Origin of the sequence: Hafnia alvei (genome assembly GCF_900095695.1) — a bacterium.
Lineage (GTDB): Bacteria > Pseudomonadota > Gammaproteobacteria > Enterobacterales > Enterobacteriaceae > Hafnia > Hafnia alvei_B.
Genome location: NZ_FMIQ01000087.1, coordinates 1 through 15,784 on the forward strand (window position 1 = coordinate 1; position 15,784 = coordinate 15,784).

Sequence of the window (15,784 nt, forward strand, 5' to 3'; positions counted from 1 at the left end):
TGTGTCAAAATTTTGATGTTCTGGTGAAACGCGCTAAACGACGCAGCTCTTTGCTGACCTGATCCGCCAGCTCACGCGTTGGGCATAGCACAGCGCCTGAGTCGTCGTCAATCTGCTGTAGCAGACCGATACCAAAAGCGGCTGTTTTACCGCTGCCGGTTTTGGCCTGCGCCCGAACGTCACACCCTTCTAAAATGGCAGGCAATGCAGCGGGCGTTCAATGGCCAGGCGACGGTAGCCAAAATCGGTGCTGTTAAAGATTTTGCTGGCGAAAGTTTTCGGCGCTTCGGTTTTAGCGGTAGCAGATTGGCGGCCACGGTTAGATTTTTGCTCAGGTGCTTTCTCAAGCCCCAACTCTTCAAGAGAGGTGGCATTTCAACGGCAAACTCACCAAAGGTGCGGGTGATAAGCTTGATGTCGTCTTCGCCCATCAGGTTACGCTTGGAACCTAACGATTTGCGCATCTTGCCGCACAGGTTGGTGCCATCAATCAGTTGGACTTTGCCTTCGCGCTCCGGCGCTTTTTTATTCGATAGGGCCCATACATAGGTGGCAATGCCGGTGCTGTAGAACATGTCGGTCGGCAGCGCAACGATGCCTTCCAGCAAATCGGCTTCCAGAATATAACGGCGGATTTCGCTTTCACCACTTCCCGCCCCGCCGGTAAACAGCGGTGAACCGTTGAGGATGATCCCGATACGTCCGCCGTTGTTCACCAAACCATCGGCGTTACGGCTATCGCGCATTTTGCTTATCAGGTGCAATAGGAACAGCAGCGAGCCGTCAGAGACACGCGGCAGACCGGGGCCAAAACGCCCGTTGAACCCTTTTTGCAGATGTTCGTCGTTAATCTCGCCTTCAATCTTTTTCCAGTCCACACCAAACGGGGGGTTAGACAGCATATAGTCGAACTGGTCCTGCGGGAGCTGATCGTTGGAAAGCGTATTCCCAAGCTTGATGTGGCTGACGTCTTGCTCTTTGATCAACATGTCGGCTTTACAGATGGCGTAAGACTCTGGGTTTAGCTCTTGGCCGAAGGCACGCATCACCGCATTTGGATTAAGTTCGTGCACATATTCCATGCCGGATGAGAGAAAGCCCCCGTACCCGCCGTTGGGTCGTAAATGGTGCGAATAATGCCGTCTTTCGACAATGCATCATTATCTTCCATAAACACCAGCGAAGTGGTTAAGCGCACGATATCACGTGGGGTAAAGTGCTCCCCTGCCGTCTCATTTGAGCTCTCCGCAAAACGACGGATCAGCTCTTCAAACACCAACCCCATTTCATGATTAGAAATGGCCTTTGGGCTCAGGTCGGTGGTGGCAAATTTCTTAACGATTTTGAACAGCAGGTTGGCATCATCTAACAGACCAACAAACTCACTAAATTTGAAATGCTCAAAGATTTCTCGCGCATCCTTTGAAAAATACTGAAAGTAGTTCTCAAGGTTCGCCTTGATGTCATTCTGCCCAATTTTACCGAGATCCATCGGTGAGGTATTAAAGAACGACAAGCCTTTAGTGGCACGTAACAGAAACTTCTCTCGCCCTTCTTCCGGCAACGGACTGGCCTTCATCCTCGGCAGGGAGGCGCGGTAAATATAACCAAGCTGAAAAGTCCGGCAGAATATATGACAGCGATAGCTGGTGTGCCTTCTTCTCCGGTTTCGTATGTTTTGACAGGCTCAGCTTTCCCATAGAACCAACCCTTGATTGCAACCACAGTCATCAGAATCACCACCGAAAATTGGGCATACTACATGAGCGTCAACTCTATGAATGCATGTCTTGTTTACTCACTGGCAGGACTGCGACTTTCAGTGATCATTTTCTTCGAGTTAATTTGCGTTATGCTTAATCTGTCAAAGTAATTTGCTGGTGATAAGACGTTCAATTTTACCACTAGCTAGTGGTAAAATCACGTTAAACGATTTATTATCCGCATTTAAACGCGAATAAAAAACTATAAAATCAGCAGGTTAATACAATTATACTAAGTGGGGTAACTTTGGAATAAATTATTTTTATCACCCTACGTTCTCGATTAATACCTTGTGATGATACTGACAGCGGGGAATCAGCGTGAAAAAGAAAATATTGTTCTGTCTCCCATGTATCGCTCTACAGGCCATTGCCGCTATGATAGGAACTCTTGTTATTTTCAGGGTTAACACTGATGCGTATTTTACAACTTATTTCGCTGAATAAAGAACAACTTACACCGGGTGAACGAACGATCGCCGACTATCTATTAGCGCATCCAGAAATATTAAAGCAATGCTCGTCACAAGAAATTGCCAGTCAGTTACACATAAGCCAGTCCAGTATTGTAAAATTTGCCAAGAAATTAAACTTCAGAGGTTTTACTGACCTTAAGATGGCTTTAATCGAAGAGTGGGGACAGCTTAATAAGCAAATTAATAGCGCTGACCAGCACTTGCACAGTAGTATCACTATTTATGATAGTCCGACCATCATTGCTGAAAAACTCTGCCTTGAAAAACAAGAAGCACTACGAGATTCAACCGATAATGTTAATTTCTCCCAGCTAGAAAAAATCATTTCGTTAATAAAATTCGCTCGCCGTATCCAAATTACCGGTATTGGTGGTTCAGCTCTGGCTGCTAAAGATCTCGCTTATAAATTGATGAAAATTGGTTATCCGGTAATGAATGAACTGGACGGCCACGTACAAATAACAGTGGCTCAGTCTTTAGCCCCGGGAGATATTCAGATCGCTATTTCCTACTCGGGGTCACTCAAAGAAATATTGCTGGCCGCGCAAGTTGCCAAAAATAACGGCGCACAACTAGTTGCTGTCACCTCACTGCAGGAAAGTCCGTTACGAAAAATAGCGGATTACACTCTGGATACTCTGGCTGGAGAAACACGATGGCGCAGTTCGTCTATATCAGCACGAACCGCTCAGAATACTATTACTGACTTACTGTTTGTTTGTCTGTTGCAAGAAGAGAATGAAAGAAGTCAGCGTTATATTAACCGAAGTAAAGAAATAATAGATAAATTAAAATAAAGCCAGAGGCACTTTCCTCTGGGTAATTTTTGTATTATTACACAACCCGATAACTACCAGATGTGACGTATGCCAATTGAGTAGAGGCGGAAGTCCTGGGTATTATCATCCCCGTACGTCAGGTGAACCAGCTGGCTGTTCTTTGAATGTTGCCATGTTGTCTGTTCCCACGCCAGATTCGTCCACAGGGTTGTTTTAGGTGTTAGGTTGTAGTTTACAATCAGTCCCAAGCGCAACCCGCCATTATCTGCACGGTTTGTGGTGACTCCCGTCGCAGGGTCATAATTCTTTTCATTGAGGAAATAGCGGAAATAAGGCTGAATATCCCACTGCTCGTTAATCTTGGTGGGGAAATAACCACGGATCTGATTCTGTTCCCAGGTTTTATCGCCATGGCTGTTCCAAGTCCAGTCAGTGTAATACATCAGTTTAGCCAGCATTTTATCGTTGATTCGATACTGGAAACCATGCTCACTTTCCCATTCCCAGTCATTGTAGCCCGGACCGGAGAAAGCATTATCGTAGTAATAACCGGCATCCCAGAAAACGAATGCAAATTTTTCGCTAAAGTTATAACTACCGCCAGGGATCAGCCAATAAGAGTGGTAAGAGTTTTTTGCTGGCATGCCATTTTTTACATCATTTGATTCTTTACGATAAACGAAACTAAGATTCAGAGTGGCGTCCTGATTTTTAATCAAATTTCGGTTAGCTTGTAATTGTAAACGGTTACGATTATAGGAAGTCTGTTCTGAGTGAAAATTGGTCGTGTAGTTACGCATGGAGACTTTATACTCCATAAAATAACTCCACGTGGAGTCCACTGGCTGAATAGCTACTTGAACTACCGGGCTAATTTTATCAAAGATTTTCTTGTTGTTAATTGTATAGCCTTTAAATTCTTCTATTTCCAAAAATGTATTACTGGAAATATTAAATTTAGATTCTTCGGTAAGTTTTTTATTAGATTGCTGGGCTGCTAGCTCTGTCGCTGCCTCTTCAAGAGGATCATCAATTACCGCCTGACTCGTGGAGGATAAACCAGTCAATATTAGAAATAAATATGTTTTTTTTGCATAATTCATAGGGGATCTACCAATTTTAATTAATCTCTTTTAAAGAGATGTTATATTTTTTATGAAACTATCCGTAGGAGGGCCATAAGAACTATGGCCATTTATTAAATTATCCACAAGACATTAATATGTCAGGCCATGACCTAGTGGATACATAACGTTGTTATTGGCGTCTTTAATTTCCACAGGCAGTTTACCTGTAGGGTTATTAAAGGTTACATCCTGGGTATTTTTAAACAGGCTTCTAACACCTGCTTTAATATTTGCCTCTAAAGAGTTACGGCCCGCATTGGTAATATCAAAGCCGGTAATGCCGTAGATTGCAATGTTCGCCTTCACATTCTTCAATGCCGAAATATCGTATGGGTTCCGGGAAGAGATAACGACGACAGGTTTTTTATATTTAGCTGCCAGGCTGATAATGGATTGCGCTGCATTATCTTGTGCTTTCAAATTGTAAGTCACGAGGATAATAAAATCTGAGTGTGTAATTTGCTTATTCACGTCTTGCGGTAAGGTTTGACCCTCAAGGTCAACATCAATGCCAGTAGCTGAGATAGTCTTATCTTGCAACTCGCTACTGATTTTATTTAACTCACTTTTAATCAATTCATTACGCGCTTTTTCGTCAGAAATAACTAGAATGTTATTCTGTTTTTTAAGCAAAAAAGGTAAAACACCTTTATTTTTAATTAAGGTAACTGATTTCTCAGCAACTTTGCGTTCGTAGTTTTTATGCTCTGCTGAAGCCACAACAGATAAAGCATGTGCTCCGGTATACATCGGCTGCGGTAACAGTTTGTTATCCAATTTGTATTCAACAACTCGCAGCGCGGACTCGTTGATACGCTTCATTAGCTCTGGGTTCACCTGACTTTTTTTCTCAATATACTGGTACAGACTGGCAAGTTTATCCATGCTTTGCTTATCCCAGATATGGACTGGCATAACAGCAACATCCACACCTGCTAAGTACGCCTGCTCGACCGCTTCATTGGAGCCAAAGTTATCGGCAACAGCGCCCATATCTAACGCATCAGTAAAGATCAGGCCTTTATAATGGAGTTCATTACGCAAAATATCGGTGAGGATCTTTTTCGATAAGGTCGCAGGTAGACCCATTTCCTTGCCATCATGCTTGGAAATCACTTTGGTGTTATCTAGCACAGGCACCACGATATGTCCGGTCATAATAGCCTTAATACCGTTATCAATTGCATATTTGAACGGAACTAAATCATTCTGTCGCCATTCTTGTTCAGAATACGGCACAACAGGCAGGCCAACATGTGAGTCGGTCTCAACATTGCCGTGACCAGGAAAGTGTTTGATGGTTGCAATAACGTGATTTTTCTGTAAACCGGCAATGTAAGCGCTAGCCATACCATTAATCAGATCGGTATCGCTACTGAATGAACGAACACCTATCACTGGATTGTTTTGATTCACATTGACATCAACAGACGGGGCGAAATTAATATTCACGCCTAGCGCGGAAAGTTCAGAACCGTGAATTTCACCTGAAACCTGTGCCATAGATATATCACGAGTTGCCGCTAATGCCATATTGCCTGGCATCTCGGTACCTTCACGTAAGCGTGTGACATAGCCGCCTTCCTGATCGGTTCCGATAAGCAGAGGTAAACGATAACGCGCACCCTGAATATCTTCGATCAATTTATAAGACTGGGTGGTAGTCACGAAGTTTTCGCGAAACAGGATAATACCACCGAGTCGATAGTCATAAATCATATGCGCCAGCGCTTCAGGCAAGGCATGAACGCTGGTTTCTTCTTTTCGCTCCCCAGCATATCCCTGCGGATTTTCGTCCCACTGACGAATATCCAGCATCAGCATCTGACCAATTTTTTCTTTAGTCGTCATTTGTGAAAGAATGAGTTCTGCACTTTTATGTGGGTCTTTCCACAAACCTTCTAGCTGAACATCAGTGAGAGGTTGTTGTGCAACATGGCTGACACAACCTGCAAGTAATACACTAAACGTTATGGCGACTATTTTTTTCATTTCGACCCTTTTGTTACTCGGAATACAACGTTAAAGTTGAAGGAATTTTTTATTTCATTAATTATCAACTAAAGGAATTAATTATTCCTAGGTATTGGTCACAATTTTGATTTTTGTAATCTCAATCGTTGAATTAACAGATAGTATGCGTCTGTTTTGTGGCAGACAGATATGACTTTTTCTTACTATATATGATTGATTTTAATGGTGTGTTTTCGAATTGGTGCGCTGAGTGCCGAGGGGGCAAGGGGCGGTTCTATGGGAAAGTTGGATCATGGCCCGTATCATGCTTGAAACCTTCTACAGCCTCGCGTCACTTAATCAACGCATCCGGGAACTAATGGAAAGACTGAATAGCAAAGTAATGCAAAAGCTGGGTTGTTCGCGGGCCAGCCTCTTCATCCATCTTGATAAACCAGAGCTGAATCACTACCAGATGCTAGTTATAGCTGTACCCAGGCAAAAAAGTCAGAGTCCATGCTGAATTACCATGTGGAGATCGACAAACATCACTACTCGGTTCAATCAACGGGGAGCAGGTCAGGCCTGATACTGACACGCCTCAATAATGGGGAGTCACTGACCGTCAGGGGCCTTGCTGACGAATTTAACGTCTGCAAAAAAACTATACGGCGTGATCTGACTGAGCGCCTTGCTCACCTGAACTTGCTCCGACATGGCAAGCAGTACTGGATCGCGTCACGCTAAAGTCCATGCAGCGTGTTAAATATGCCAGAAGGCTATAGAACAAACAAAAAATAAAAGAATGGCGTTCTCCGCACCTAAAGGTGCAGAGAACAACCACTAACTGTTTGTCGATGAACTGAGAAGCTTGTCAATATAATCAGCGTACCACTGCATCATTTCTCGTCTTCCATCCAGATACTGTGCATGGTTGTATGTGCCGCGAATGCTGTTTTTATCCACGTGAGCGAGCTGTATCTCGATCCAGGCTGTATTAAACCCCTGCTCATGCAGAATGGTACTCATGGTATGGCGAAAACCATGCCCAGTCGCTCTCTTATCGTAGCCAACCCTTTTTATAACCATATTGACGCTTGCTTCACTCATCGCTTTGTTAACATCGTTTCGTCCTGCAAAAATAAGCTGGTAGGTTCCTGTTAGTTCTTCCAATTGACGAAGAGCGCTCAAGGATTGAGCCGATAACGGGACAACATGAGGACGTTTCATTTTCATTCTAGTTTTGGGGATTTCCCAGATTCGATTATCGAAGTCAATTTCACTCCATTCAGCCAGACGTAACTCAACTGTTCTCAAGCCTGTCAGCATGAGCAACCGGGTTGCGAGAAGAGTAATAAGACTTCCTGAGTAGCTAGATAACTTTTGCAAAAACTCAGGCAGTTCGGCGGCGGTAAGAAAGGGATAGTGCTGTTTCTCATGGCCTTGCAAAGCGCTACCAAGATCAGCTGCTGGGTTGTAATCAGCACGACCTGTAACAATCGCGTAGCGAAAAACCTCACTACAACGCTGACGTACTTTGCTTGCGAGCTCAGATGCTCCCCGCTTTTCCATTCGTTGTAATACCGACAAAAGCTCCAGTGGCTTTATTTCATTCACTGGCTGAGAACTGAGATAGGGGAAGACATTGTTTTTAAAGGCTCGCTTGACGTAATCAGCATAACTCTTCGACCAACCGGATACTTTTGCACTGTACCATTCGAGAGCTATTGCTTCAAATGTGTTGGTAACCGAGAGTTTTTTGGCTAACTGCGTGGCCTTTTTGACCTCTCCGGGATCCTTATCATTCGCCAATAACTTTCTTGCCTCATCTCGTTTAGTGCGAGCTTCCGCAAGTGAGATGTCAGGATAGGTTCCGAATGAGAGCTTTTTCTCTTTGCCGGCAAATCGATACTTCATGCGCCAGTACTTTGAACCATTAGTATTGACCATGAGATAGAGCCCTCCGCCATCAGCGAGCTTATAGGCTTTGTCTCTGGGTTTTGCAGTCTCGACCTGACGCGCATTTAAGGTCATATTGGGGGCCTTATTTTTCATTGAACAGGATAAGCCCCCACTAAGGCCCCCAAACGTTTGTTGATTCACGTTGAAATGGGTAGACATCAGTTGACGTCGCATAGCCAGAATAGAGGGTTTATAACTGATTATAAGAGGGTTTTATTGAATTTGGTAGATGTCAGTAGAGATGTGTATGGTGTCCCCTGCAGGAATCGAACCTGCAACTAGCCCTTAGGAGGGGCTCGTTATATCCATTTAACTAAGAGGACATCGGGCGCCATTATACGCACTTTTATCAATAGGATAAGGGCTAGATTCATCGTTAGCTCATTTTATCTGCATTTTGCCGCTCTCTGCGGAATAATTAGACGATTTGTATGGCGATGAGGGGAAGGGGAGCTGGGGCTTATCTCCCACCGTTATACGATGTGTATGACATAAATTGTTTTATTTTTGATCTGAAGTAATAAAAAATATACCAATAGTATCATCATGATACCTCCAAAAACGGCGGTACATTATTATTTGCATAACTACATGTAAGAACTAATTGGGTGGTCTATGGATAGTGCTATCTCATTTTTACGTACAGCCTTATGCAGTAGCTCGCAAATTGAAAAAGCGATGCAGGCATTCATTCATGCCATCCCTCATGGTTTTTGCTGTGATGGGATTTTCCTTAACTACTATCGCCACGATATTCGAAGCATACAGTTTATTGCATTAGCGACTCATAAAGCCGCTCGGCTTAAGCGAGATCTTATCTCTATCCCCGATTACATTGCTGAGCAGTTTGAGCAGCGACAGGATGTTGAGGTTCAACTTATCAACGATCTTAAACAGGATGTGTTAACTGAATATGTCGTCGAGCGCGGATTTAGAAATATAAAATCTGTTATTCTAATGCGTATGTCACTCGATGGGATGCGTTTAGGCGCGATTGGTTTTTTCAGTTATCAGCCACAAGCCTATTCTGCTGAACATGTGGCATTGATTGAGGCCGTGCACGGTGAATTCTCGTTACTTTCGTTTATCACACTTTCTCAGCATAATCTTTTAGAACCCAGCGATAAGCGTACGAGCGTCCCTTCTTTAGAAACTGTCCCTCCCTTGCTGACAGATGAACCCTTTGTTGTCAGCTCAAATAATACCGCTCTCTCGGCGCTTTATGCGTCTTTAAAAACATTGGCAAACAGTCAGTCACCTATTTTGATCTTTGGTGAACGCGGTGTGGGTAAAAAAGTGTCGCTTCGTATATACGTGAAATAGCTAATCAGAAGGGCATATATGGGATCCTTGATGTAAAGAACCATCAGTTGATCTATGTGTCCCCTGAGTTAGGAATACAAGAGAGTATTGTTCTTAACTGGGATGAAAGCCTAGATATAAAATATTTTCTTCCTTTACATGGCGGTTGTTTATTGGTTTACGAACTGTTTTCTTTGCCCGAAAATTGGCAGGTTTTTATTCTGGAACTTATGAGTCGATACCCTGATTTCTGCCGTATTAAGATTATAGCTATTCAAAGCCAAACTTATGAGGATGACGAAGAGCAGACTCAACAGTATTTATTCAGTCAGTTTCACCATCAGATTCTTTGCTTAATGGTTGTCATCCCCCCGCTACGATGTCGTTATCAAGACATTCCATTACTGTTAACTCACTATTTGTCATTGCGATTTACTTCGGATGGTATTAATAAAATACCACGTTTAAGTCCAGAGGCAACGCAGGTGTTATGGGAATATCATTGGTCGGGGAATATAAGTGAGCTTATTCATCTTGTTGAATCATCAGAATTCTTTCAGCAAGGAAGCGAATTAATGTTCACTATGCCGAGAGTAAAAAAACAGAATAATATATTACCTCTTGATGAAGCCATGCGTGAGCATATTGTTAAAGCACTACGTCAGAGTAATGGCAGAATATCTGGAAAAAATGGAGCTGCGGAAATATTAGGCGTTAACAGTAATACATTATATAGCAAGATGAAAAAATTAGGGGTCTTTACTCGATAATCCAATAGGTGGTTATTTTAGAAATAAAGAAGCCAAAATGTATCATTTTGGCTTCTCATTGTTTACCTAAGACTACGTGGTTTATAACCTATTTTTCTTTCCGACTGCGATGAAAACCATCAATCATACCTTTAACCAGTGAGGTTAAGGTATGGCCTGTGGTGCAGAGATAAAGATGTATCGGGATAAACATGACCATAACCAGCGCCAGCGCATAGTGCAAATATGCAATAACCTGTTTCCCAGGCCAAGCTAATATTTTATTCGGTGAATAGCTTGGGAAGAGCATGAATAAGCCAGTTACAATAAATAAAGGGAAAATAATAAACATAATCCCAATGTAGCCTAGTTGCTGCAAAATATTAAACTTACTCTGTTGACTCGCATGCTCTGGGTGTGGCTCTGAAAGAAAAATACCCAACAAGTAATAGCGTGTTTGTCGATAAATTCGGGTAAGTATCCCTTGCCAATGAATGCGGTAATGCTGGCCATTTCCTGAAAGTATCGTAGCAATAAATAGGCACCAAATGATGCAGAGCGTGAGCCCAGCAATATTATGAATATTGACCCAAATAGGGAATCCTTTTGCTACAACGTGCATTGCGATGCCGCTTATCAGCAAAATAATACAGCACAAAGCATTGAGCCAATGCCAGCAACGAACCAACAGAGTATAAAGATAGACCTTGTCTTCTTCGGCCATTTCATCGCTATGGGGTGATAATTTTTTTGCAATGATGCGCCCTAGTCCGTGGCATATCAGCAGGCTTAATAAAACGACTAACGCGTAAACATAAGGTTTATCCCAATGACTACTGCCGTTGTTGCCAATCATGTAGGTGTTATTGAATAGTGTCCCTTGAACAATTTTTACCGGTTCTGCTTTTGTGTCGGCTTTATTTAGGGCAGCCAGTTTTTTTCGTATCTCAGCGTCATTAAACCAGCCTTTGCCAAGTAAGCTTCCCGCCGTGGAGGCAAACAGAGGTAAGGCGGTTTTTTGCCGAGCGGCGAGTAGGGAAGAGTCACTATGGCATTGTTTGCAGGTAACCGTTTCAGATGCGGGCAAGATTTTGTGTAAAGTACTATCGTCAGCCGCAACGTGGCAGTCTATACAGCGCAAGCTGGCTAAATGCTGTTCAGGGTAAGGGAGCATGCTGTGTGCCAAATCCTGATCGGTAGAGGATTTCCCTTTGGCTAGCTGGGTATAAACGTTCGCTCTCGAATGGCAGTTGATACATGATTGATTACTTTTAGCGATCTGCGTGCTATTGGGGTAAGAGATCTCCCCGCTGTGCATGGTATGTGCGTTGTGGCATGCCGAACAGGAAAACTGCCCTTGTTCAATTTTTTGTTGGTGCACGCTCGCATTTTCGGCGGCGATGGTGTCATGTAAAACGAGCGCATGGCAGTTTTCGCAGCCCGTATCTTGTTGCGGTGCTAATTGATGCGGTGTGACATCAAAGCCCTGAGTGTTTGGTGCGCTTCGATGACAAGCAATGCAGGGGAGCCCACCATGAACGCTTTCTTGGTAGTCAGTGCTGGAAAGTAATAATTTGTCGTGTGGTTTAGAAGTGACAATGCTGTGAATATCCGTGTCAGCATGGCAGTTCAGACACGCTTGGTTTAATTGAGTCACCGTGGTCGAAAGTGAAGGTGTTGTTTCAGCCCAGACATACATTTGTGAAAATATGAGTATCGCGAAAAGCAGACATCGCTTTATCTGATTTTTCAAAGATAAATGGGTCATGGCGATCCCTTAAGGTTTCATGTTGGGGTATTTAAAAAGATGGCAGCTGTTGCAATAAATCTCTGAGGGCTTGTGCTCGTTATGGCACATGGTGCAAGAAGCATCTTTACCATAGTGCATGGAGTCATGCGGGTTAGGCTCCGCATTTTTATCTTTGGGATCGGGCGTGGTTAGCGCCGCTATTTGATCGCGTGAGCCGTGACAATTAAGGCAATTATTGTCATCTGGAGCAGAAACGGGTGTTTTCGTGCCGTGGCACAGTTGGCATGAATTGTCTTTTCCCATTGCTTCTAGCGTTTGATGATAGGGTTTGGCATGCATGCTGTTGAGCTTGTTGTGAAAGAGCGTTTCCGCATCAGACGCGTTGCAGTTTTGGCTTAGGCAACCCATTACCATAGTGATGAAGATTAAAAGTATTTTCGTCATTTTAGACATCCTTGTCGTTGGCTAGGAAATCATTGCTTGGGTTTGCTGAACCGGCGCTTGCACCTGCAATACGACCAAAAACCAAACAGTCAGCAACGGCACAGCTGCCTAATCGGCTGCCTCCGTGCGAGCCGGCGGTTGCTTCTCCTGCCGCATAGAGTCCCTGAATAGGGGCGCTGTCGGCTGCGTTCAATACCTCCGCCTTTACGTTTATTTTGACGCCGCCCATGACATAGTGAACTTTTGGCCAAACTCTAACAGCGACAAAAGGCCCGGGAGCTAATAGGACTGCACGGCTGACGTCCTTATTCATGCGGTCGCCGCCTTTGCGTTCCACCGCTGCGTTATATTCGTCAACTTCTGCCTGCAGCGTGGCGTAGGGCATGGCAAAGTGGTCTGCTAATTGTTGCAACGTATCAAATTGCCAAGCGACATTGTAATGCAGCGCATGTACTAGGCTTTGGGCCTGTTTGGCACCTTCTAAGGTGGTAAAACAGATCGGATAGAGAGGATTTCCCTCTTTATCTACCTGAGCCAAAATGCCATCTTCGCGCTCTTTACGATCCGCCAATTCGTTAGTAAAGCGTTTGGCGGTTCGTGGGTTAACCATAATCCCGTTGGGAAATCCTGAAATGGTGTTGAACTGAGATACGTAGCCAAACCCCTTTTCGTCAGGTGATGACCACGGGCCGAGTTGGATCAGATCAAGCTGAACAGGAGTTGCGCCAATACGTAGCATTTGCACCAGGCATTCAGCGGTCGCACCTGGGTGGTTAGTGGAATCGACGTGCTCATCCAGCCGTGGATTTTGCATTTTTCTAAAGCGTAAATCGTTTGAGAAACCGCCAGAGCACATCACCACGCCGTAACGAGCGCCATAGTGGCGAACGTCCCCACTGCTTTCATCTGGGAATCGATAGCCGTCACGTACCGTGATACCGATGACCCTGCCTTGCGCATTTTGATTAAATCCCAGTAACTTGCAGCGTGTACGAAATACCACTCCTAAGGTCATGGCAGAGTGCTTTAATGGCATCACAATTCCTGCACCGGAACTTTCTACCGTTTGCAGTGTTCTTGGGACAGAGTGCCCGCCAAAGTGTTGTACAAAGGGCTTATAGACCACGCCATGTTGCAACGTAAACTCGTAGGCTGCGGTGGTGTTATTAACCAGAATCATGAGTTGTTCTTTGTCGTTGAGCCCACGACCTGCTTTCAGCATGTCTTTGTACATAAGTTCTGGTGAATCGCTGATGCCTTCTTTTTGCTGCAGCGGGGAGTTAGCCACGGCGACTGCGCCGCCGTTAATGGCAGAGTTGCCTCCACATACAGGCATTTTATCAATGACTAAAACGGTTCGACCAAGTTTGACAGCCTCAAGCGCTGCTGCCAGTCCGGCAAAGCCACTGCCAACGACGATAACGTCATAAACGCGGTGATAACGGATGCTTTCTTCATTGCTACACGTGTTTGGCGCTGCATTGGCAGAATGGGAAAAAGCCGCAAAAGCGGCTCCGGTCGTCAACAGCGTCCCTTTAGCAATGAAGGCCCGGCGAGAATTGTTGATTTTATTATTCATTGTGCCCCCAGCGATTCAGCGGTAGCGCAGGATATGCTGCCAATAGGCGAGATGAGTTTTCGATGTCATCGCTGTAAATTCGATCTTTATCTACGAACTTTACTTTTCCACGGTAGGCTGAATAGAGCTTATTGGTTTGTTCACCGAGTTTGAGGTCAGGGTTTTTATGCTTGCGTAAGTCGATGGCTTGGCTAGCATGCAACAGCTCAAGGCCGTAGATATAGCGTGTATCTTCTGCAATTTGCGTGAGTCTGGTTGAAGCCAGCTGGTTGTTGGTATAGGTGTCTTCTATGCTGCCCGCCATTGGCTGACCGTCTAAGGATACTGGGTTGATCAGTGAGTGAATGTCGGTAAGCATAGCTATCTGTGGTTTCTGAATAGCGCCAAAAGCGTGACCGTTATTCTCTTCTGCAGCCAGAAAACGGCTCAGACCAGTAAAATGATCGTCAGAGAGGTGCAGCGTTCTTTGCACGCTATTATGAGCTAAGTGCCCCACGGCGACGGATAGGTTTTGGATAGCCAGCGTTAGCGGGAGGGGCTCAAAGCTAGACGTTGGGAAGATTGCGCCACTGACTTTGCCATCCTGAACGTAGTATTGTGCAACTTGACTATTATCTATCAACGACTTATCAGCATTGACGATGACCGCAGGGTTATCATCTGAGCTGTTCATCTGGATGGATAGCATCTGATAGGCTTCGGCCCACTCTTTGCGCGCTTCATTGAGAACAAATACCGTGGTTCGATAGGAAAGAGGGTCTTGTAACGCGCGACCATCTTGGTGCTGCCAAAGGTACGAGCCTTTTAATGCAGAACGTATCGATTTCGCTGTGTCCTGCACCCCAGGGAATGGGCGCACGCTCAGGCTTTGTTCCAGAAAGGGAGCAACGTTGCCGTTGAGACCTTCCAGAGAGAGTCCAAAGAGTTCGGGGGTGACATTAATTATCTGTTGGGTCGCGAGTAGGGCCTGTGCTGAGTAGGCCGCAGAAATGGCATTGGTTGATAAAATTGATAGTGCATCTTTGCCGATAGGTTCTAATTTTGTTATTCCAGCTTGTTGTAAGGCGCTAGCGGCATCCTGCTCGTGGCCGTTTACATGAACACGCCACTCTCCCATCATGACGTCGCCGATATGAGAGGCAAGGGTAATGTCAGCTTCTCCTACGGTTCCCCGTGAAGGGACGACGGGAGTAATATGTTTATTGAGCAACTGTTGGTACAGTGTGGCTACCTGTGGCTGTGCCCCGGTTTTTCCTACCAGTAAGGTATTCAAGCGGATCACCATCGCCATGCGCACCAGTGCGTCCGGCATAGCAGGGCCAATACCCGCGCCGTGGGCGCGTAATGCGTTAATATTGAATGCTTTTGATGCTGCGATGGCTTCAGGGGTGAGTTTGCCGTGGGTATCAAACAGCGATTTGTCTTTATTTAATCCAACGCCTACGGTTAAGCCATAAACGGGAATGCCTTTACCGGCTGCCGCCATTAATAAATGGTTTGCGTCCTCAACTTTCTTCATTGCCGCAGGGGCAATTTTTACCTCTGCGTTTGCATAGGCGATGTTCCATACATCGTCTAGCGTAAGTGTTTGCCCATCTAACGTAATCCCTGAGTTGGCTGACCATGCCGCTGGTGAAGCAAGTAGTGCCGCAGATGTAAGTGCTAATATCGATTTTTTCATTATGATTTTCCTATCATGATTCTCCTGTTGGAATCGCAAAATCATAAAGGGCAATGGCGGGCAAAAAATTTGAATTACGCTCAGCATTTTTTGTGTCATTTTTTGATATATCAAAAATTAACGCAAAAATTGACCTATGGCAGATTAAGGCTTACGTGGGGAGATAAATATGGCGATGCAACTTATGTTTTGACGGCGTGTGGTTATTGATTTGAACCA

At 44.7% G+C, this 15,784-nt stretch carries 11 protein-coding genes, 1 tRNA gene and 3 pseudogenes; 5 read left to right on the forward strand and 10 right to left on the reverse strand.

From position 1 onward, the window contains the following. Together BN1044_RS22745 and BN1044_RS24265 are read right to left on the reverse strand one after the other, a co-directional pair. Nucleotides 1-211 (reverse strand): annotated as a pseudogene (locus BN1044_RS22745) (DEAD/DEAH box helicase); the annotation flags it as partial. Then, nucleotides 208-1,576 (reverse strand): annotated as a pseudogene (locus tag BN1044_RS24265) (HsdM family class I SAM-dependent methyltransferase); the annotation flags it as partial. The pseudogenes BN1044_RS22745 and BN1044_RS24265, both read right to left, overlap by 4 nt. Before the next feature lie 602 nt (nucleotides 1,577-2,178). Here BN1044_RS24265 and BN1044_RS22755 point away from each other — a divergent pair. Continuing rightward, complete coding sequence (locus BN1044_RS22755) at nucleotides 2,179-3,036, forward strand: SIS domain-containing protein (RefSeq protein ID WP_072310606.1); 858 nt, start codon at nucleotides 2,179-2,181, stop codon at nucleotides 3,034-3,036. Between the two features lie 53 nt (nucleotides 3,037-3,089). On the opposite strand, the gene BN1044_RS22760 is transcribed toward BN1044_RS22755, so the two are convergent. Both BN1044_RS22760 and BN1044_RS22765 read right to left on the reverse strand, forming a co-directional pair. After that, complete coding sequence (locus tag BN1044_RS22760; protein WP_072310607.1) at nucleotides 3,090-4,121, reverse strand: OmpG family monomeric porin; 1,032 nt, start codon at nucleotides 4,119-4,121, stop codon at nucleotides 3,090-3,092. Nucleotides 4,122-4,235: 114 nt separating this feature from the next. Further along, nucleotides 4,236-6,137 carry a glycoside hydrolase family 3 protein gene (locus tag BN1044_RS22765; RefSeq protein WP_072310608.1) on the reverse strand — a complete coding sequence of 634 codons (1,902 nt, stop codon included), beginning with the start codon at nucleotides 6,135-6,137 and terminating at the stop codon, nucleotides 4,236-4,238. A gap of 262 nt (nucleotides 6,138-6,399) precedes the next feature. Between BN1044_RS22765 and BN1044_RS22770 the strand changes: the two are divergent. Together BN1044_RS22770 and BN1044_RS24065 are read left to right on the forward strand one after the other, a co-directional pair. Then, nucleotides 6,400-6,659: pseudogene (locus tag BN1044_RS22770) on the forward strand (IS21 family transposase); the annotation flags it as partial. 57 nt (nucleotides 6,660-6,716) lie between these two features. Next, nucleotides 6,717-6,845 carry a sporulation transcriptional regulator SpoIIID gene (locus BN1044_RS24065; RefSeq protein WP_254663953.1) on the forward strand — a complete coding sequence of 43 codons (129 nt, stop codon included), beginning with the start codon at nucleotides 6,717-6,719 and terminating at the stop codon, nucleotides 6,843-6,845. Between the two features lie 96 nt (nucleotides 6,846-6,941). On the opposite strand, the gene BN1044_RS22780 is transcribed toward BN1044_RS24065, so the two are convergent. Continuing rightward, a complete protein-coding gene (locus tag BN1044_RS22780; protein WP_139130998.1) occupies nucleotides 6,942-8,132 on the reverse strand; it encodes a tyrosine-type recombinase/integrase in 1,191 nt (396 codons plus the stop codon). Between the two features lie 176 nt (nucleotides 8,133-8,308). Continuing rightward, nucleotides 8,309-8,383: transfer RNA gene (locus tag BN1044_RS22785), tRNA-Arg, on the reverse strand. Nucleotides 8,384-8,675: 292 nt separating this feature from the next. Here BN1044_RS22785 and BN1044_RS24070 point away from each other — a divergent pair. Together BN1044_RS24070 and BN1044_RS24075 are read left to right on the forward strand one after the other, a co-directional pair. After that, complete coding sequence (locus BN1044_RS24070) at nucleotides 8,676-9,383, forward strand: P-loop NTPase family protein (protein WP_247650234.1); 708 nt, start codon at nucleotides 8,676-8,678, stop codon at nucleotides 9,381-9,383. 56 nt (nucleotides 9,384-9,439) lie between these two features. Then, nucleotides 9,440-10,132 (forward strand): AAA-type ATPase lid domain-containing protein, encoded by a 693-nt coding sequence (locus tag BN1044_RS24075; RefSeq protein ID WP_254663952.1) that lies wholly within the window; start codon nucleotides 9,440-9,442, stop codon nucleotides 10,130-10,132. An 88-nt stretch (nucleotides 10,133-10,220) separates the two neighbouring features. Here the strand turns inward: BN1044_RS24075 and phsC are convergent, their stop codons facing one another. Genes phsC through BN1044_RS22810 form a run of 4 tightly spaced genes read right to left on the reverse strand, consistent with a single transcriptional unit; the run spans nucleotide 10,221 to nucleotide 15,565 of the window. Next, entirely contained in the window at nucleotides 10,221-11,879 is a 1,659-nt protein-coding gene (gene phsC, locus BN1044_RS23250; protein WP_081329658.1) for a thiosulfate reductase cytochrome B subunit, read from the reverse strand. Between the two features lie 9 nt (nucleotides 11,880-11,888). Further along, a complete protein-coding gene (locus BN1044_RS22800; protein ID WP_072310609.1) occupies nucleotides 11,889-12,305 on the reverse strand; it encodes a cytochrome c3 family protein in 417 nt (138 codons plus the stop codon). A 1-nt stretch (nucleotide 12,306) separates the two neighbouring features. Continuing rightward, a complete protein-coding gene (locus BN1044_RS22805; protein WP_072310610.1) occupies nucleotides 12,307-13,884 on the reverse strand; it encodes a flavocytochrome c in 1,578 nt (525 codons plus the stop codon). Beyond that, nucleotides 13,877-15,565, reverse strand: coding sequence for an HAL/PAL/TAL family ammonia-lyase (locus tag BN1044_RS22810; RefSeq protein ID WP_072310611.1), 1,689 nt, complete (start codon nucleotides 15,563-15,565; stop codon nucleotides 13,877-13,879). Before BN1044_RS22810 ends, BN1044_RS22805 begins: the two co-directional genes overlap by 8 nt. Nucleotides 15,566-15,784: the final 219 nt, after the last annotated feature.